At 53.1% G+C, this 19,758-nt stretch carries 16 protein-coding genes and 2 pseudogenes; 7 read left to right on the forward strand and 11 right to left on the reverse strand.

Going from position 1 to position 19,758, the window contains the following annotated elements; translation table 11 throughout:
* Positions 1–18: 18 nt before the first annotated feature.
* Positions 19–1,263, reverse strand: coding sequence for an amidohydrolase family protein (locus C7W93_RS17645; protein ID WP_108441573.1), 1,245 nt, complete (start codon positions 1,261–1,263; stop codon positions 19–21).
* A gap of 149 nt (positions 1,264–1,412) precedes the next feature.
* Between C7W93_RS17645 and C7W93_RS17650 the strand changes: the two genes are divergently transcribed.
* Entirely contained in the window at positions 1,413–1,988 is a 576-nt protein-coding gene (locus C7W93_RS17650; protein WP_108441574.1) for a PAS and helix-turn-helix domain-containing protein, read from the forward strand.
* 89 nt (positions 1,989–2,077) lie between these two features.
* Here the strand turns inward: C7W93_RS17650 and C7W93_RS17655 are convergent, their stop codons facing one another.
* Positions 2,078–2,296: a hypothetical protein gene (locus tag C7W93_RS17655; RefSeq protein WP_108441575.1), complete on the reverse strand. Its 219-nt coding sequence runs from the start codon at positions 2,294–2,296 to the stop codon at positions 2,078–2,080.
* 10 nt (positions 2,297–2,306) lie between these two features.
* Between C7W93_RS17655 and C7W93_RS17660 the strand changes: the two are divergent.
* From C7W93_RS17660 to C7W93_RS17675, 4 genes and pseudogenes are all read left to right on the forward strand, one after another.
* Positions 2,307–3,696: pseudogene (locus C7W93_RS17660) on the forward strand (aminotransferase class III-fold pyridoxal phosphate-dependent enzyme).
* 126 nt (positions 3,697–3,822) lie between these two features.
* A complete protein-coding gene (gene gabT / locus C7W93_RS17665) occupies positions 3,823–5,124 on the forward strand; it encodes a 4-aminobutyrate--2-oxoglutarate transaminase (RefSeq protein ID WP_108441576.1) in 1,302 nt (433 codons plus the stop codon).
* A 135-nt stretch (positions 5,125–5,259) separates the two neighbouring features.
* Positions 5,260–8,163: an FAD-binding and (Fe-S)-binding domain-containing protein gene (locus tag C7W93_RS17670; RefSeq protein WP_108441577.1), complete on the forward strand. Its 2,904-nt coding sequence runs from the start codon at positions 5,260–5,262 to the stop codon at positions 8,161–8,163.
* Positions 8,147–8,653, forward strand: a complete 507-nt coding sequence (locus tag C7W93_RS17675; protein WP_108441578.1) for a hypothetical protein — start codon at positions 8,147–8,149, stop codon at positions 8,651–8,653. The genes C7W93_RS17670 and C7W93_RS17675 overlap by 17 nt, the downstream gene beginning before the upstream one ends.
* Before the next feature lie 77 nt (positions 8,654–8,730).
* On the opposite strand, the pseudogene C7W93_RS17680 reads toward C7W93_RS17675, so the two are convergent.
* From C7W93_RS17680 to C7W93_RS17690, 3 genes and pseudogenes are all read right to left on the reverse strand, one after another.
* Positions 8,731–9,195: pseudogene (locus C7W93_RS17680) on the reverse strand (electron transfer flavoprotein subunit alpha/FixB family protein); the annotation flags it as partial.
* Between the two features lie 66 nt (positions 9,196–9,261).
* Entirely contained in the window at positions 9,262–10,563 is a 1,302-nt protein-coding gene (locus tag C7W93_RS17685; protein ID WP_108441579.1) for an MFS transporter, read from the reverse strand.
* A gap of 76 nt (positions 10,564–10,639) precedes the next feature.
* A complete protein-coding gene (locus C7W93_RS17690; protein ID WP_108441580.1) occupies positions 10,640–12,061 on the reverse strand; it encodes an FAD-linked oxidase C-terminal domain-containing protein in 1,422 nt (473 codons plus the stop codon).
* A gap of 245 nt (positions 12,062–12,306) precedes the next feature.
* On the opposite strand from C7W93_RS17690, the gene C7W93_RS17695 reads away from it, so the two are divergent.
* A complete protein-coding gene (locus C7W93_RS17695) occupies positions 12,307–13,272 on the forward strand; it encodes a LysR substrate-binding domain-containing protein (protein WP_108442196.1) in 966 nt (321 codons plus the stop codon).
* A gap of 56 nt (positions 13,273–13,328) precedes the next feature.
* Here C7W93_RS17695 and C7W93_RS17700 read toward each other — a convergent pair whose 3' ends face one another.
* A complete protein-coding gene (locus tag C7W93_RS17700; protein WP_225869925.1) occupies positions 13,329–13,799 on the reverse strand; it encodes a RidA family protein in 471 nt (156 codons plus the stop codon).
* A gap of 518 nt (positions 13,800–14,317) precedes the next feature.
* Between C7W93_RS17700 and C7W93_RS17710 the strand changes: the two genes are divergently transcribed.
* Entirely contained in the window at positions 14,318–15,142 is an 825-nt protein-coding gene (locus C7W93_RS17710; protein ID WP_108441582.1) for a hypothetical protein, read from the forward strand.
* Between the two features lie 129 nt (positions 15,143–15,271).
* Here C7W93_RS17710 and C7W93_RS17715 read toward each other — a convergent pair whose 3' ends face one another.
* From C7W93_RS17715 to C7W93_RS17735, 5 genes are read right to left on the reverse strand one after another with little or no spacing between them, the layout of a single operon-like run.
* Positions 15,272–16,072 (reverse strand): alpha/beta fold hydrolase, encoded by an 801-nt coding sequence (locus C7W93_RS17715; RefSeq protein WP_108441583.1) that lies wholly within the window; start codon positions 16,070–16,072, stop codon positions 15,272–15,274.
* A gap of 5 nt (positions 16,073–16,077) precedes the next feature.
* Positions 16,078–17,406, reverse strand: a complete 1,329-nt coding sequence (locus tag C7W93_RS17720) for a malic enzyme-like NAD(P)-binding protein (RefSeq protein ID WP_108441584.1) — start codon at positions 17,404–17,406, stop codon at positions 16,078–16,080.
* A 21-nt stretch (positions 17,407–17,427) separates the two neighbouring features.
* Positions 17,428–18,834 (reverse strand): amidase, encoded by a 1,407-nt coding sequence (locus tag C7W93_RS17725; RefSeq protein ID WP_108441585.1) that lies wholly within the window; start codon positions 18,832–18,834, stop codon positions 17,428–17,430.
* Complete coding sequence (locus C7W93_RS17730; RefSeq protein WP_108441586.1) at positions 18,827–19,030, reverse strand: hypothetical protein; 204 nt, start codon at positions 19,028–19,030, stop codon at positions 18,827–18,829. The genes C7W93_RS17725 and C7W93_RS17730 overlap by 8 nt, the downstream gene beginning before the upstream one ends.
* On the reverse strand, positions 19,023–19,721 hold the full coding sequence (locus tag C7W93_RS17735; protein WP_108441587.1) for an RraA family protein: 699 nt from the start codon (positions 19,719–19,721) through the stop codon (positions 19,023–19,025). The genes C7W93_RS17730 and C7W93_RS17735 overlap by 8 nt, the downstream gene beginning before the upstream one ends.
* Positions 19,722–19,758: the final 37 nt, after the last annotated feature.

The raw sequence follows: 19,758 nt of genomic DNA on the forward strand, positions 1-19,758 counted from the left end.
GCAGTCGTATGCGGTCGATTACACAGCCGTATGCAAATTATTTTTGACGAAGCGGCCATCCTTCATAATTGCGTTGAAATTAGCCCCCTGCCCGGTCAGAATGCTGATGTCTTCAAGCGGATTGCCGGACAAGATCAGTAAGTCGGCGGTTGCGCCTGCCTGGATCACGCCCAGCGTTCCTGTACGTTGCAAAATATCTGCGGCAACGGTGGTGGCAGAGCGCAGCGCTTCAAGATTGCCCACGATTTTGGCACGGATATTCAGCTCTTCGGATTGATGGATATGCGACTCGCCCAGCAGATCGCTGCCGAAGCCCATTTTTACCCCAACCCGATGCAGCAAAGCGATCGCACTGCGCCCAGCTAAACGCACGTCATCGACCTTGGCGATAGACTCGGGCGGTAAGCCCAGTGCTGGTCCCTCAGCCGACAGCATGTCGTAAGTAATCAGCGTCGGCACAATGAACGCGCCGCGCTCTTTCACAAAACAGGCGGTTTCCTCGTCTATCAGATTGCCATGCTCAATCGTCCGAATACCTGCTTCAACGGCCCGCCGAATCGCGACTGGTGTATAAGCGTGCGCCATGACATAGGTCTGCCAGGCGGTGGCTTCTTCAACGATGGCGCTTAACTCATCCAGCGAAAATCCGGTATTGCCAATTGGGTCATTCGGCGAAGTTACGCCACCACTGGCCATAATCTTGATCTGCGTCGCGCCCATCGTCAGCTCCTCACGCGCCGCCCGCCGCACCGCATCCACGCCGTCAACTACACGCGCAATTGAGCCACTACGGAACGAACAGGCGCACGGCTCAAACTGATCGCTGCGCGGACGGAAATCGCCATGACCACCCGTTTGCGATAGCGCCTTGCCTGCAGGAAATATGCGGGGCGACGCAATTAATGCCGTATCCGCCGCCTGCGCCAGCGCCCAATCTGCGCCACCGGCATCACGCACCGTGGTGAACCCGCGCTGAAGCATTCCTTCGAGAATAGGCAGCGCCTTGATCAACGCCAAGGCATTTGGCATGTTTGCCATCAGCCCGAGATTCACATGCGATGCCATCACATGGACGTGACAATCGATCAATCCCGGCATCACGGTCTGACCGTGAAGATCGATCACCGTATCATCCGTATCGGGCATTAATGCTGCCGCCACTTCAACGATGGTCCGATCCTTTATCCGGATGTTCATTCCCGCCAGCAACTGCCCTTGGTGCAGGTCCAAAACGGCAGCGTTCCTCAAAAAATATTTACCCATAATTACCCTTACGCTTAATGTCTTAATACTATAAGTGTCGTATAATAATAAGTCCATATTTGCCGGACACTTAAGTGTTCGGGCGTATTTTCGACTGGGTTTTCGGTCAGGTTTTCGACCGAGTTTCGGCTCTATACCGGAGTATCAAAATGCCAAAAAAAAGTCCCTCCCCCGATCACGAAATCGACTACAAAGCGGCGTTTTATAACGCCCCGGTAGGGCAAGCGATTGGGCGTAATCGGATCATTGTTGATTGCAATCAATCGTTCGCGGAAATATTTGGCGTACTGCGCGAAGAATTGATTGGCAATTCATTCCAGTCACTTTATCCAACCCAAGTCGATTTTGATAAAACCGGCGATCGCATCGCGCCCTTCCTCGCGTCACATGGAAAATACGCCGATGATCGCGTCATGAAACGCGCCAACGGCGAGCTGATCTGGGTCCACGTCAGCGGCTATACCTACACCAGAGATGACCCACATCGTGAGACTCTTTGGGCCTTTGCCGACCTGTCCAAACAAAGGGATGTCAACTCGGAAAATCGCGGTTCGATGACGCCACGTGAACGCGATATCGCCGCCTTGCTGATTGAAGGACGCACCGGAAAAGAAATCGGCAAAGCCTTGGGCATCAGCCCCAGAACCGTCGATATCTATCGGACCCGGTTGCTACGCAAATATGATGTCAAAACAACTGTAGAACTTGTTAAGAAATTGCTCTGAGCAAGACAATTCATCGACGACAATCAAGCAAAAATCAGAACAAAATTCACAATAGAATTCACAACTACAACGGCGTTACCAATGGCGAATCACCTGTCTGCGGAACGTCGTTTTGCATAATTTTCAAAAAGCCATCCTTGGTTTTTAGCATTCTCTTGCAGCCTCAATATTAAAACCACTTGCGTCAAACCAGAAAACGAAATGCAATCGAAAACGGCCTTCAGTTCAAAATAATGTGCTGTTTTGACTGGCGTTTTCGCTGCGCTTTGAATGTGATGATTACCTATACTTTCATCATAAACATTCAAGGATTTTCAAATGGACACGCAACACCTTATCGACATGGATCGCGACCACTGGATACACCCGGTAGCCGCCTGGCGTAAGCAGCAACAGCAGGGAGCGCAGGGGGTGACGATCCTGCGGTCGGCCAAAGGCGCGTACCTGACCGACATCGACGGTCATACTCTGCTAGATGGATTTTCCGGGCTTTGGTGCGTCAATCTGGGATACGGTCACGAAAGTATCGTGCGTGCCGCCACCGAACAAATGCAGCGTCTGCCGTATGCCACCGGCTACTTTAACTATGGCTCCGAGCCTGCCATCGAACTTGCCGCCAAACTGGCACAACTCGCGCCCGGCGATCTGGATCATGTATTTTTTACGATGGGCGGTTCTGACGCCGTCGACACCACGGTGCGCTTGATTTCTTACTATTTCAATTCAATCGGCAAGCCGGAAAAGAAACAATGTATTTCGCTGCAACGCGGCTATCACGGCTCCAGCGCCATCGGCTCCGGACTGACCGCATTGGCGGCTTTCCATCGCAACTTTGACGTGCCGCTGCCGACCCAGCACACCATCTCTTCGCCTTATCCTTATCGCAATCCAGTCGGCACTGACGCCGCCACCATCATTGCGGCATCGGTACAAGAATTACGCAACAAAGTAGCGGAAATCGGTGCCGATCGCGTCGCCGCTTTTTTTTTGCGAGCCGGTGCAAGGCTCCGGCGGCGTCATCGTGCCGCCCAAAGGCTGGCTGGCAGCGATGCGTCAAGCATGTACCGAGCTAGACATACTGTTCGTCGCAGACGAAGTCATCACCGGCTTCGGACGCACCGGACCGCTCTTTGCATGCGAATCAGAAAACGTGACGCCTGACTTCATGACCGTCGCTAAAGGCCTGACCTCCGGCTACAGTCCGATGGGCGCGGTATTTGTCTCAGACAAAATTCATCGTGCAATAGCCGACGCGAACCCGACGGATATGTTAGTCGGTCACGGCTTCACCTATTCTGGTCATCCAGTCAGCGCCGCCGTCGGTCTTGCCGCGCTGCATCTGTATCAAAAAGGCGGAATGCTGGCGAACGGACAAAAAGTCGGGGCCTATTTCGAACAGCGCTTGCAGGAATTATCCCGTCATCCGTTAGTCGGCGATGTGCGTAGCCGCGGCATGTTGGCGGCAGTTGAATTAACGACCGACAAAGCACGCAAAACCAAACCCGACAAAGCGTTAAAAATCGGCGAACGTCTGGGGCAAGCCGGGTATCGCAACCAACTCATTTTCCGCGCATTTGCAGACGACATCATTGGCTTTGCCCCGCCGTTGTGTTGCACCAATTCTGATATCGATTTGCTGATGGAACGTTTCCAGAAATCGTTAGATGACATGCTAAGCATCGATGAAATTTGTCGTGCCGTTAGCTAATTTCAAGCATTGCCAATGACGATTTTTTGCTCTCACTTCACGCTCTCAATCGAAGCGCACAGATAACCTCCAGCGCTTCGAAGACGTTTAATTGTTGATAACCTTCCTACTAGAAAGACACTAGATATGAACGCCGATCCTATAACATCCAACGATCTTCTTACACGTCGCACACAGAACGTCCCACGCGGCCTGCTTACCGCGCATCCCATTGTCATTTCACGCGGCGAAGGCGCGCATGTCTGGACCACCGACGGTCGCAAATATATCGATCTTGTCGCTGGCATCGGCGTCCTCAATGTCGGGCACAACCATCCGCGCGTCGTGGCCGCTGTCAAACGTCAGTTGGACTTGCTTTCTCATACCTGTTTTCAAGTCGGCGCTTACGAGCCCTACATCGAACTAGCATCGCGCCTGAATACGCTGGTCGGTGGATCAGTGCCGCACAAAACCGTGTTCTTAACCACCGGCGCAGAAGCCACAGAAAATGCCATCAAGATCGCACGCGGTTATACCAATCGCCCGGGCGTTATCGCTTTCCGTGGCGGCTTCCATGGTCGCACGTTAATGGGTATGTCGCTGACCGGGATGAGCGAGCCATACAAGCAAAATTTCGGCCCGTTCGCCCCCGACATTTATCACGTCCCGTTCCCAGATGCCTACCGTGGCGTCACGTCCGAGATCGCCCTAGCCGCATTGAAAGAAGTGTTCGCAACCAACATCGCCGCCAACCGTGTCGCAGCAATTATTATTGAGCCAGTGCAAGGCGACGGAGGATTTTTACCGGCCCCCGATGATTTCATGCAAGCGCTACGAAAAATTACCGAAGAGCACGGCATTCTGCTGATCGCTGACGAGATTCAAACCGGATTCGGCCGCACCGGAAAAATGTTTGGATTCCAGCATTCTGGCATTACCCCGGATTTGGTGACACTGGCAAAAAGTCTGGCCGGTGGTTTGCCGTTGTCAGCGGTGACTGGCAAAGCCGACATCATGGATGGCCCAACGCCGGGCGGCCTCGGCGGCACGTATGGCGGCAACCCGCTATCTTGCGCAGCCGGTTTAGCGGTATTGGATATTTTTGAAGAAGAAAACCTGCTCGAACGCGGTCTTCAATTAGGTCAGCGCATGCTGAATGGCTTCAACAAATTACAAGAAAAATACCCGCAAATTGGCGAAGTACGCGGCTTAGGTGCCATGCTGGCAATCGAATTCGTAAAAGATGCCACATCCAAAGAACCCGACCCGGCCATGGCGCAACGCGTGATGGAACGCGCACGTGAAAACCGTGTTTTAGTCATCAAATGCGGCGTCCATCGCAACGTTGTTCGCAGCCTGATTCCGCTGGTGGCCGATGACGCAACAGTGGACGAAGCCATCCATGCACTGGATAAGGCCATCGGCGAAGCAATCGGCACGGCAAACTAAAGCTGATCGTTTTTTGTAAGGGTGCAAAACCTGCACCCCGCCATCCAAAGATTGATCGGCAGTGGCAAAGAGACGGCAACAATCGTTGACAGTCTCAAGCCCTGCCGAACATCACTCAACACTTTATTCCACACTATGACTTCGCCATCCGCTATCGATATTAATCGTCTACTGAAACTACAAGACCGACTAAAGCGTAGTACGACAGCGGAGGTGCGGTTTGATGCAGGAACGCGTGCCGTCTATGCGTCGGAGGCATCCAATTATCGCCAGATACCGATAGGCGTCGTCATCCCGCGTTCCATCGATGATTTTGTACAAACCGTTGCAGAATGCGCAGCCGCTGATCTGCCCATTCTGGCGCGAGGTGCAGGCACTTCGATGTGCGGTCAATCGGTGAATGCCGCCGTCATCATTGACCACTCAAAATACCTGACCAACATTATTGACATTGATCCGATACGTCGCGTGGCGAAGGTTGAACCGGGCGTCATTTGCGATCAGCTAAATCACGCCGCCGCCAAACTCGGCCTGACATTCGGTCCCGATCCCGCCTCCCACAGCCGCTGCACGATAGGCGGCATGATCGGCAACAATTCTTGTGGCGCGCATTCCGTCATGGCAGGAAAAACCGTCGAAAATATTGAACGGCTGGAAATTTTGACCTATGACGGCGAACGATTTTGGGTTGGTCCAACCGATGACGACACTTACGCTGAACATCTACAGGCAGGCGGACGCCGGGCGCAGATTGTCGCAGCACTTAAAACGCTATCCGAAAAATATGCGGATGATATCCGCCAAGGATTTCCGCAAATTAAACGCCGTGTTTCCGGCTACAACCTCGATCAACTTCTTCCTGAAAACGGTTTTAACATTGCCAGAGCGCTGGTTGGCGTAGAAGGAAGTTGCGTTTCCGTCCTGCAGGCGGAAACTTTGCTAGTCAGCAATCCGGCGGCGCGGACGTTAGTCGTATTCGGTTTCTCCGACATCTATTTCGCCGCCGACGCCGTGCCCCAGTTATTACCCTTTAATCCAATTGCGATGGAGGGCCTCGATGAAGGCATTATCGGCGGCCTGCGCGATCGCGGATTGCGCCTGGCCGATATTGCCGAGCTGCCAAAAGGCCAGGCGTGGCTGATGGTGGAATTCGGCGGAACCTCCGTCGAAAATGCACAACAAGCAGCCGAAGCCGCTGCACAAATCGCCTCGCAACTACAGGGAGACGCAACCGCCCGCGTCGTCCTGGACAAAGCATTAATGCGCCGCATCTGGACTATCCGCGAAACCGGCGCATCGGCCACCTCGCTAGCGGATAATGCAGCTGATACCGATCCTGTTGTGGGCTGGGAAGATGCCGCCGTTGAGCCAGCGCTTTTAGGTGCATATCTACGCGAATTTTCAGCGTTAGTCGCCCGTTATGGCTACAAGACCAATCTGTATGGCCATTTCGGCGACGGTTGCGTCCATTCCCGCATTACTTTCGATTTAAAGTCAGATCTGGGCGTGGCCATCTGGCGCAATTTTCTAGAAGAAGCGGCACACCTTGTCGTCAAATATGGCGGCTCGTTATCAGGCGAGCATGGCGATGGTCAGGCCAAAGGCGAGTTCTTAAATATCATGTATTCGCCCGCTGTAATGGCCGCTTTCGCAGACTTTAAAAACATCTGGGATCCAAAAAATAAAATGAATCCCGGCAAACTGATTCATGCGATGCCGGTCGATAGCAATTTGCGCCTCGGCCCGGACTACGAACGCCGCAATATTCTCACCGAATTTAACTACAACGGCGATGCAGTCACAGGATTCGCCCGCGCCACCGAACGCTGTATCGGCATGGGAAAATGCCGCTCGCTCGAAGGCGGGACGATGTGCCCCAGCTTCAAAGCCACGCGTGAAGAAAAATACTCTACACGCGGTCGTGCCAGATTATTTTTTGAGCTGCTAAAAGGCGAAGTCATTCAAGACAGTTGGGACAGCAAAGACGTCAAGGATTCGCTAGACCTTTGCCTCAGTTGCAAAGGATGCAAAACCGATTGCCCGACCAATGTGGATATTGCCCGCTATAAAGCAGAATTTCTTGCCCAACATTATAGGAACCGAAGACGGCCCGTGATGGACTTGATGATCGGTCGCATTGGCGATTGGCTGCCGCGCGCGCAATCCTTCAGCGCGTTGATGAACCTGGCGATGTCTATACGTCCTCTGCGGTTGATCGCACAATATTCCGTTGGCCTCACATCGAACATCGTTTTTCCCAGAATCGCCCGTAAGAACTTTCGATCCGGCAAAACCGCCGTTCGACTTCAGCAAGATAACGGCGGGGACACACATGCACGCTCCGTCCTCCTGTGGACCGATACATTCAATAGCGGTTTTACGCCCGCCGTGCTCGAAGCCGCCACAGCGGTGCTTGAACGTGCCGACTATAAAGTCCACCTTCTCTCCAGGCAAATATGCTGCGGCCGCCCGTATTACGACGCTGGCATGCTGGATCGGGCACGCACCAATCTGCACGCGATCATCGCCCAGTTATCTCCCTATTTAGCGAAAAAAATCCCGGTGATCGTCCTGGAACCAAGCTGCCTGTCGGTGTTTAGAGATGAAATGGTCGCCATGCTTCCCGGCAATGACGAAGCAAAGCAACTCTCCACATCGGTGCAGACATTGGCAGAATTTTTGTTCATGCACGGCGTCGACATACCAAAGACAAAAAACCCGATTCGGGTGCATGGACATTGTCATCAAAAGGCTTGCGGCGGCATGACGGCAGAAAAGACGCTATTGGCGTCGGCCCAAACGGATGCATCGATTTTAGAGACCGGTTGTTGCGGCATGGCAGGCGCTTATGGCTATCATGAAAAAACTGCCGCCGTCGCCCGACGTATAGGCGAACTCGAACTAAAACCACAGATCGACAGGTGCGCTGACGATACGCTGTTTATCGCAGACGGATTTAGTTGCCGTTCGCAGATAAAAAATCTCAGCAATAAAAAAGCCTACCATTTTGCGGAGTGGCTCAATGATGCGCAACGATAAATATGATGGTCCCGCGAACGATGCATTGGTCGAATTTTTGCCAATCTACAAATCGCTTCAGAACAGCATTCTGCGCTTTACGGAAGTCCTTGTCCTGCTAGTGGTTTCCGGCCCGGAAGCCATCACACTAGAAGAAATCGCACGCAGAACCCGCCGCCGCAAGAGCGATTTAAAAGAAGTAATCCAATCCCTTTTAGCGCACGGTCAAATTAAGCCGCATTGCTTGCATCCCGACAGTTGGGAACTGACCTGTCATCCAAGCGAAGTCACGCTAGAAAGCGTGTTGATGTGCGCGATTGCCTATCAAGACTTCGGCAAGTTTCGACCAGCATCACAATTGCATGGAGTTGACGCGCTTCTGGTATCGGCATTCATGTCGATTAGTCAGAGTATTCAGAGGACGTTGGGGCAGTTTTCTTTGGATCAAATACCTTCGACTGCGAAGAGTTCTTTGCCTTCGGCGGCTAAGACGCATCATTTTTCTATTTGAGTGCGGTTAAAAGAACGCTGTTCGACCTCAAATCACTTAGCAATATTTCTTTTTGGAAACATCGCGAATAGTAGTGCCTACACCCCATCCAACGCAGCCACCAACGCGGGAACCGCCTCAAAAAGATCGGCCGTAAGGCCATAATCGGCCACGCTAAATATCGGTGCTTCCGGGTCTTTGTTAATCGCCACGATTACTTTAGAATCTCGCATCCCTGCCAGATGCTGAATCGCGCCGGAGATGCCGACCGCTACATATAATTGCGGGGCGACGATCTTGCCGGTCTGTCCGACTTGATAATCGTTCGGCACGTAACCTGCATCGACTGCGGCACGGGATGCACCCAACGCTGCGCCGAGTTTGTCGGCTAGTGGCTCCAACACTTTTTTGTAGTTCTCGCCGCTGCCCAGACCGCGCCCGCCCGAGACGATGACGGCGGCTGAGGTCAGTTCAGGATGGTTGAGTGTCATCACATCGCGGCTGATAAACGCTGACATACCCTGATCGGCTGCGGCATCGATTTGCGCAATGCTAGCATTTCCAAACCGAGGGCGGCCAGCCAACCGAATTGCCCGCCCTCCTCCAAAATCACACTATAAACCCCAACTTTATCGCCGATGTACCGACGTGCACAACGTCAACAACCCACCCGCCAATACACATCCCGCCAACATATACACACCGCTATCAAGCGAGCCGGTAATCCCCTTAATCCACCCCATCAACGATGGCCCCACAAACCCCGACAAATTACCAAACGAATTAATCAACGCAATCCCCGCTGCAGCCGCCGCGCCGCCTAAATACGCCGTCGGCATATTCCAAAACAACGGCAACACACTCATAATCCCCATCGTCGCAATCGACAACCCTACCAACGCGATCGGCACATTCGCGCTGAACTTCACGCTGATCACAAACCCAATCGCCCCAATCACAGCCGGAATCGCAATATGCCAGCGATGCTCGCCACGCCGGTCCGCACTGCGCGCCACCAAAATCATCGCAATCACACCCGCAGCCCACGGCAATGCACTCAACAAACCAATATCCAGCGCATCCTTTACGCCAGCGGCCTTAATAATCGTCGGCAACCAAAAACTGATCCCGTACAGCGAAAATACAAACAGAAAATAAATCGCCGCCAGCAACCATGTCCGACCGCTGGCAAAAGCCTTGCCAGTTGCAGAATGCGTTTTAGTCGCTTCTTCCTTCTGCAATAACGCTATCACTTCGCGCTTTTGCGCATCCGTCAGCCACTTTGCATCTTCAACACTGTCATCCAGATAGCGCAACAAAAAGAAACCGGCAATGACCGTCGGCAAGCCTTCAATCAAAAACATCCATTGCCATCCCGCCAAACCCGCAATGCCGTTGGTATCGCGCAAAATCCAGCCAGATAAAGGCCCGCCAATCACACCCGCCAACGGAATCGCTGTCAAAAATAATGATGTAGCGCGACCGCGCCGGTCAGCCGGATACCAGCGGGTGAGGTAATAAATAATGCCGGGGAAAAATCCCGCTTCTGCCACACCTAGCAAAAAACGCAATACATAAAACGATGTCGTGCCCTGCACAAACATCATCGCCGCCGACAACAAACCCCAGGTAATCAGGATACGCGCCAGCCAACGTCGTGCACCGACCTTGTGCATGATGATATTGCTGGGCACTTCGAAGAAAAAATAACCCAGGAAAAATACTCCCGCACCCATCCCATAAATGGCGTCGCTGAATTGCAGATCGCCCAGCATTTGCAGTTTAGCGAAACCGATATTGACCCGATCCAGATACGACAGGATGTAGCAGAACAGCAGAAATGGAATCAGCCGCAGCGTGATTTTTTTATAGGTCAGATCGATGCTGGACGTCGCGTCAAAACGTACGCCGTCTACGGTAGTGTCATTCATTTTCGTCTCCGATACGGTCTCTCAATAGAGCCGGATTTTATAGTGGTGATGGGTGTTGATTGCAGCGATACCGCGTTTAATTCAGTGCAAATATTTTTCCGGGATTGAGTAAATTTTGTGGATCTAGCGCCCGTTTTATCGCCCGCATCACGTCCAGCGCATCATCGCCGTGTTCAGTCTGAAGAAACCCCATTTTATGCATGCCGATCCCGTGCTCGCCGGTGCACGTGCCTTCCATCGCCAGCGCGCGCGCCACAATGTTGGCGTTAATCCGCTCGGCCTCTATCCGTTCTTCTGGCTTGTTAGGATCGACCAAAATGATGACGTGAAAATTACCGTCGCCGACGTGGCCGACTATCGGGCAAGGCAACGATGACGCCTGAATATCGACATCGGTGGCGGTCACGCATTCGGCCAGCCGTGAAATCGGCACACACACGTCGGTAACGACGGCGACGCAACCGGGCTTGAGTTGCAAGACGGCGAAGTAGGCGTTATGCCGTGCATTCCACAATTTTTTTCGGTCTTCTGGATGGGTCGCCCATTCAAAATCATGACCACCGTTTTCTACGACGATTTGCTGTACCGTTTCGGCCTGTTCTTTGACGCCGTTGTCGCTGCCGTGGAATTCAAAAAATAAGGTCGGCATCTCTGCCAATGTCAGCTTGTCATGCAGATTGATCGCCTTGATCGATAACGCATCGACAAATTCAACGCGGGCAATCGGCACGCCCATCTGGATCGTTTCGATGACAGTCTGCACTGCGGCGGCCATCGTCGGAAAAGCGCAGACGGCGGCAGAGATCGCTTCCGGCTGCGGATACACCCGCAGCGTAATTTCAGTAATGATGCCCAGTGTGCCTTCGCTGCCGATATACACGCGCGTCAAATCGTAGCCAGCGGAGGATTTTCTGGCACGGGTGCCGGTGTGGATGATCTTGCCTTCGGGCGTGACCACGGTCAGGGCCAATACATTTTCGCGCATGGTTTGATAGCGCACCGCGTTGGTGCCCGATGCGCGGGTGGCGCACATGCCGCCGATGGAGGCGTCCGCGCCCGGATCGATCGGGAAAAACAGCCCGCTATGTTTAATTTCTTCGTTCAATTGCTTGCGTAATACACCCGCTTGCACCGTGACGGTTAAATCCTCGGGATGGACGGCAATAACTTCGTTCATGCCGCTAAGATCGAGACTGACGCCGCCGTGCGGGGCCAAAAAATGGCCTTCTATCGACGTGCCAGCGCCGAAAGGAATCAGCGGCACGCCGTGTTCCGCGCATAAACGCATGATGGCGGCGACTTCCTCGGTGGTCTTGGCGAAGGCGACTGCATCAGGCGGGATGATGCCGAACGGCGATTCGTCCTTGCCGTGATGCTCGCGTACCGGCAGCGATAGCGTGAATCGGGTGGCGAGCAAGGCGGTCATTGCTGCGCAAAATGGAACGGGTAAAATTCTGGCGCTCAAGGGCCTGGTTGGCAAATCTGTCATGGTATTCATGGCGTGTCTCCGTGGTTTTGCGGTGCCGAACGCTGGTGGTTCTTTGGCATGGTTTGCATGTAAGAACAGGTTACTGTGGAACCAAGTAGCGGTGGTAATATCGATTGCATATCCATCGTTCTCGTTTCCAGATACCTGCGCTGCGATAACCTGAAACCTGGTAGGGATATTGGCAATCTACCCATTGAAAATAGCAGGTCGGGCAAGCATTACAGATGCGGACCCCAGGCCTCGGAGACATGCAATTGGAAATCAGACAAATCAAATATTTTCTGGCGGTGGTCGATAGCGGCAGCGTTTCGCGTGCGGCGGGACGGTTATTTGTGGCGCAATCGGCGCTGAGTAAGCAGATATCCGATCTGGAAACCGATCTGGATGTGCAATTGTTGCATCGCACCCGCAGCGGCGTTTTTCCGACAGAGAGCGGCAAAGTGTTCTATGAATATGGCAAAGCAATCCTGAAACAGATTGGCGACGCCCGCGAAGCCGTGCATTTCTCCAGCGAGGCCATCGTCGGCAATGTCGTGGTCGGCGTACCGCAAAGCGCGTCGGTGGCATTGGCCCTGCCGCTGATTAATGCAGTGCAAGTGCGCTTACCCAACGTCTCGCTGCATATTAATGAAGAATTGACCGGCAATTTGCTGGAACAACTTTGGCAGGGGCGCGTCGATCTGGCGGTGTTTACGTCGAATATTCAGTTGCAGGGATTTACATTCAAACCGATAGCGCAAGAAGATTTTTATCTGGTGAAGCCAGCCAAAGGTAAAAAAACCGGTAGCTGCGAGGCAGGCGATGTCTCGCTGGAAGAGGCATTGTCGGGATCGCTGATGCTGTCCGGCTTGCAGCACAGCCATTGCATCCGCAGTATTATCGAAGAAACGGTGAGCAAACAAGGTCTGCAAATGCCGGCGCTGTTTGCGGAAATCAACTCCGTTCACATTCTCAAAATCGCGGTCGAGGCGGGTCAGGGCAATACCATCATGCCGCTGGCACTGGTGCAGCAAGAAGTGATGCAGGGGCGGTTGAAGGCCAAGCGCATCAATCCGGCCCAGATATCGCGGACGTTGGGTATTTGCATGTCCAATAATATCCCGGCGACAAACGCGAAACAGGCCGTGGCGGCATTGATTACGCGTTTGGTCGGCGAGCTTTCTGAGAGCGGGAAGTGGCCATCATTGCGCACCCACGATCTGATCGATGATGCGCCTTGATTCGCCTTAACGCGACTGCTAAGCCGCTGCGCCGCTATCCTCGCTCTCTTCTCTGCTTAAGGTTTCCTTTTAGCGGCGGTCACGGTCACTTCGACTAACCAGCCGGGTGGGACTAGCCGGATCACTTGCGCGCGCGTGCGGATCGGCACATTTGGCTGCGCTTTTGTGCCAAAGAACTTGTTATAGACCGAAGAAAATCCTTCAAAATCTGCCTCTCCTTTTTGATTCGGATCACCCACAATCAAAGCCTGCATGCTGACAACGTCCGCCATGATGTAGCCCTTTTTCTCCAAGGTGTGCTTGATCTGATTCAGCACGCTGAGGGTCTGGGTTTCAGTATTGCCATACGAGGCCACCGTATCCGCGGGCGCATTTTTATCTGCCACCATCGGCCCCACACCGCTTAACAGAATCTGGTCTGCCGTCCCCCGCACTTCAATGGACTCTGCAAATTCACGCGCCCAAGGTTCTGTCATGGAGGCAGGATTATTGTGACGAATGATGACGTCGTTGGCTTGACTTGGCATGGCTATAAATATCGCTAAGAGTGGGAAAAAAAGTCGATGCAATTGCATAGTTTACTTCCTTTACATGACAGTGGGACGGGAGGACAACTGACGTCGGTTCAGCGTTGCATTGAACCAGCACGTCTACGCAGAATAAAGCGCCTGCGCGTCATCGACCAATCACTTAACGTCACTTATACATGCGTGCCGGTCATGCATCGCGATGGTGCTGATCACATCTTAATTGGTGCAATACGGGTGCAGATTCGGTCCAAAAAAATACATGATTCTGACTCATGCTCTGCGGTTAACAAGTCATTTGTCCGATCTTTTTCCGTCGCCGATGATGCATCACGACGAACAACAATAAAGAGACGGACGGGCTGCTGCGGAACTTGCGAATAGCTTCCCACGCGGGTCGCAAAAATCACGGTTTTATCCGTGCTTCATCCCCTTCAAACGTCGTCGTGCACTTGCCTTAAACCGACGCAGATTGTCTGCGGTTTTTTTCGTTTCACATTCAATTAGGGAGACAAATTGTGAAAAGCATCATTGCTGCATCAATCATTCTGGGATGTTCACCCATGCTGGCAACCAGCGTCTGGGCGGCTGACTGGAGCGATACGTCGATGAATATCAATTACGGGACAGATTACCGCGAGCCTGCAAATGACCAGAAGATCGCCAAAACCGTATTGGAAATTACGCACGCCAGCGGCTATAAATACGGCAGTAATTATTTCGATTTTCAGTTCCTTAAATCCGATAGCCAGGACCCTTCCGCAGGCGTGGGCAATACCGATGGCGCGGCCGAGGTCTATGCGGTCTATCGAAATCAGTTAAGCATGGGCGCGGTGAGCGACCGTAAATTGTCGTTTGGGCCTGTGAAGGATGTATCGCTGACGACCGGTTTTGATATTGGCACCAAAAATACCGGCTTCGGTTCGCGGCCCATCAAACTGATCGTCGGACCAACGTTGAATTTTGCAGTCGATAACGGTTTTCTGGATTTCACCGTGGCGATGGTGCATGAGACTAACAATAATGGGATCGTCGGCAAGAGCGTCCACTTCGACAATACCTATCAATTGTGTGCGGCATGGAGCAAGGCGTTTAGCCTCGGCATACCGGTCGTTTTTAAAGGCTACGCAGTGCATACGGGCAAAAAAGGAAAAGACGGCTTTGGCGTAGAAACCGCTGCGGAAACCGTCTTACACGCGTTAGTGATGTTTGATATCGGCTCGCTGGCAGGCCATAAGGATGCCGTCTATGCAGGCGTCGGGGTCGATCATTATACGAATAAGTTTGGCGAGAGCAAGGCCAATCAAACCACGCCAATCGCCCAGTTAGAAGTGCATTTTTAAGAGAGTATGGCAGCCCGATTTTCGCGGGTATCAGCAATGAAAAAGTGACCATCCCGAAAGGGAATGATCACTTTTTTATGCGACATACAAAAGCTAGATCAACGCAAAAAATGAACCACAATCGCAGACTTAGGCCTTATCCAAAAATCGCAGTACGGCTGCATTAAATGCCTGTGCACTATCCACATTTGGAAGATGCGATCCGCCTTTTATCACTTCAAATAGTGCACCAGGAATCTTGTCGGCGATTGCCTGATTGTCGACAGGCGTCAGCATTTTATCTTCGCTACCGACCAGCACTAACGTCGGTTGGGTAATACCGTTTAATGCATTTTCAATGTTGTATTCCACCAGTCCATCGCAGACATATGCATATGAGCTGCCGCTGGCTTTTTGTGCGTTGATCACCCACTCTTTAAAAGCGGCGTCACCGTCGGCAGAGCTTCTGAAGGCTTCATTGACCAACATCGGCCAAGTCTTTTTCAGGCGGTTGAGCGGTCCATCCTCTGCCAAAAAATCCGCCGTCCATCCGGCCAACATTTTCTGATGCGGCTCTGAATCAAAACGTGCAGCGGTATCGGCCACGATTAAACGCTTCACCCGTTGTGGATAGCGCAGCGCAAATGTCATTGCCACCATCCCGCCTAAAGACACACCGCATAAATGCGCGGTGGCGATACCCATATCATCCAGCAACGCCGCCATAGTGGCTGCCAGCGCGTCTACCGTCATTTTTTGCTGCAAAGGCGCGGAGTCGCCATGGCCTGGCAGGTCGGGCACAATAACCCGATATCCCTGCTGCACCAGACTGTCAATTTGACCGGCCCATGATCGATGGAAATTGGTGATCCCGTGTATCAGCAAGACGGGTTCGCCTTGACCAACATCTTTCACGTATAAATCTGCACCCAGTATTTGTTTGATCGTCATTTTTCTTAGTCCTCATTAACCATCATCAGCACTGCATCATTCGTTACCTTTTGAACCGGCGTTCCCGCCAGTCGTCGTGCGAGATCGGTCAATGCGCAAGTATATGCCAGGCTATCTTGCAACGGCAGGCGGGCGACGCCGCTGTCCATCGCGGCGCTGGCGACCGCTGTCGCAATCTGCGGCAACAACCGTTGATCAAAAACATCTGGAATCAGATAATCCGCCAAAGCGCGCCCGCCGGGCGTGACTTGGGATGACGCGCTGTAGGCCAGATCGGCGATGGTGCGCGCTGCGGCGGATAACATGGCGGTATTGATTGTGCTGGCGCGCACATCCAGCGCGGCCCGAAAAACATACGGAAAGCACAGCACGTTATTCACCTGATTCGGAAAATCCGAGCGCCCGGTACAGACAATCGCATCCGGTCGGGCAGCGCGCGCCAGCTGCGGCATGATTTCGGGGATCGGATTAGCAAGCGCCATGATCAAAGGCTGCGGATGCATCCCGACAATGTCGTCCGGTTGCAGCGCATTTGCCTTCGATACGCCGAGGAAAACATCGGCATCTTGCAATGCTTGTTTCAGTGTCATTGAGGATGGTTGATCGCTGTTTTGTGCATAGCGAGCTTTCTCTTCGCTAAGATCAAAGCGACTGGCCGATAGCAGGCCTTTTGAATCGAATACCCATATATTTTCTCGCGCAACACCTTGCACTACCAGCATATCGAGGCAGGCTATCGCGGCGGCACCGGCACCATTACACACCAGGCGGATCTCGCCGATGGCGCGTTTAGTCAGCCGCAAGGCATTGATTACCGCTGCCGTGACGACGACTGCCGTACCGTGCTGATCGTCATGAAATACGGGAATAGAAAGCTGCGCCCGCAACGCCCTTTCGATATGAAAACATTCTGGCGCTTTGATATCTTCCAGATTGATGCCGCCGAAGGTCGGCGCAATGCGGGTGATGGTCTCAATCAGGCGATCAGGGTCATTTTCATCAATTTCGATGTCGAATACATCGATATCGGCGAAGCGTTTAAAAAGAATACCCTTACCTTCCATCACTGGCTTGGCCGCGTGCGGCCCGATGTTGCCATAGCCCAATACAGCGGTACCATTCGAGATGACACCGACCAGATTGGCTTTGGCGGTGTAGCGGTAACTGTTCTCGACATCAGCGTGAATGGCTTCGCAAGCAGCGCCAACGCCGGGCGAATACGCCAGCGCCAGGTCTTCTTTCGACTGTACCGATTTGGTCGCGACGACCGCAATTTTTCCTGGCCTGCCTTGCTCATGGAAAGCTAACGCGCTTGCCTTAAATACTGCATCCATCGTGATGGTCTTTCTCGTGACTTAACTATTATTAGAGGATGGCGGCAATTGCATATGCCAATCGGTCGCCGCTTGATACGCCGCGCCGCAGCGCAATACCGCCAGCTCAGCCCAAGGCTTGCCGATAAATTGCAAGCCGACCGGCAATCCTTGCGAAGTAAAACCCACTGGCACTGACAATGCAGGCAGACCGAGATAACTGATACAGCGGTTTGAACGTAGAAAAGCCGTCGTAGTTTTAACGCTTTCTTTTGGATCGGTCGACAACAGCGCGATCATCGGCGTTGCCAGCGTAACTGTGGGGGCGACCAGCACATCGACATCGGCAAAGGCGCTGTCGAAAAATGCACGCAATGCGCCCGCCCGATACGCTTGGGCAAGCCGATAATCTTCTGCTGTCGGTGCCATCGCCATTTCCAGCCGCAACCGTGTAGACGGTGAAAATTTCTGCGGTGCAGTCCGCAATAGTCCGGCGTAAGCCTCACGTACTTCCATCCACGTAATCACCGCAGCGGCAGCGTCGCAATCCTCCAGACCGGACAAAAATTGCTCCTTGAGATTGACGCCTAGCCGCTCAATCACTCTCAACGCCTGCGATATGACGGCCCCGGTTTCTGCATCTTGCATCGTAAAAAATGGATGGCAGCAAATACCGATTTTGAGGTTATTAACAGAGCCATCTATTCCCTCGATCAGCGCCCGAGAAGATCGAAGCCTCGGCGATGCGTGACGATCCAATGCATCTGTCACCAACGCGCAATCACGCACCGTGCGGGCAATCACACCAACCGTATCTTGCGACGGCGAAAGCGGCACCATACCGGAAGTACGCAATCGCCCAAAAGTTGGCTTGAACCCAACCACGCCGCACAGCGCCGCCGGAATCCGCGTTGAGCCAGCCGTGTCGGAGCCAATCGCAAAAGGCACCGCGCGCGCCGCCACTGCTGCTGCGGCACCGCTAGATGATCCGCCGGTAATAAAGCGGTCATCCCACGGATTGCGGCAATCGCCATGATGGTCATTTAAGCCGGTTGCGCCATAGCTGCATTCATCTAGCGTCGTTGCGCCCAGTGCGATGGCGTCTGCACTGTCAAGGGCGGTCAATGCCGATCCGCTGCCGAATGCGACGGGTAATTCAGAAAACAATGACCCCGCAGCCGGATGGCGCGATGACGTGACGAAAACATCTTTGTGCACATAAGGCACGCCCCATAACAAACCTGCGGGACGACCGCTGGCGCGCTGTGCGTTAAGACTTGCGGCTTGCTTTAACGCCGCCGTTTCGTCTAAGGCGACGAAGCAGTTGGTCTGCGCATCGACTGCTCTGCTGCGTTGCGCCATCGCGGCGACAACATCGGTTGGATCAACAACACCGGCAGACAATGCCGCACGCAACTGTTCAACGTTCAGCAGGGAGGGATCAGTCATCAGATTGCAGAGAAAATAAAGCGTTTTCGAAAGCGTAAAGATCGCCTTCGGTGGCAGGATTCAATCTACGAACCCGCGCCAGAGTCGGCGCGACGGCTACAACAATTTCTGCGCAACGCGCCGTCGATAAGGCTATCCCAAGATGCGCCGCGTTAGCAGCAACATCCTGAGCACAAATGTCAATCACATCAGACATGACCGTATTTTGATAATGCGTCAGCTAAGGTCAATCCGGCCTGAAGATCGATACGAATTTGTCTTTCTTTTTCCGTCAATGCTTCAGCATCGATCAACACTTTTTCGACGATCTTTTGTGGGATCACAATCGCGCCATCGTCATCCGCCAAAATGAAATCACCAGGATGAACTTGCACCCATTGCGAAGTCGCGCCACGTAGAACAACCGGAATCTGCCATGCGTTGACTTTCCAGCGACCGATCGATTGCACCGGCGTGCGATAACGTGCAAACAGCGGGAAATCCTGTTCGGCAATCCAGCGGATATCACGAATCCCGCCATCGATCAGTGAGCCTACGCAACCGCGTTCTTTCATGCCAATCGCGATCAATTCCCCGAAATAGCAGATGCCTTCGCCGTCGCCGCTCCATACCGTGACTTGCCCGGCGGTAACGCCCTGACAGGCTTTCATTTTGTCGGCATCGCCGCCCTGACCGTAGGGCGTCATTTGCCCACGAATCGTGTACGCCCAACCAGCCAATTTCTTGCTATCGGCGGGGAAAGGCGAGAACTCCGACGACAAACCCTGATCAAAATAACCGAGGGCATCCAGCACATCGGCGACGTTTGAGGTATCGACGGCGAGATAGCGCTGACGGATTTCTTCCAGCTCAATCGGACTCCGTGACTTTTCTATTTCGTTACTCATTGAATACTCCTGCTAAGTAGGTGAATAAGTGGGTTAA

This window comes from Glaciimonas sp. PCH181, from assembly GCF_003056055.1.
Classification (GTDB): domain Bacteria; phylum Pseudomonadota; class Gammaproteobacteria; order Burkholderiales; family Burkholderiaceae_D; genus Glaciimonas.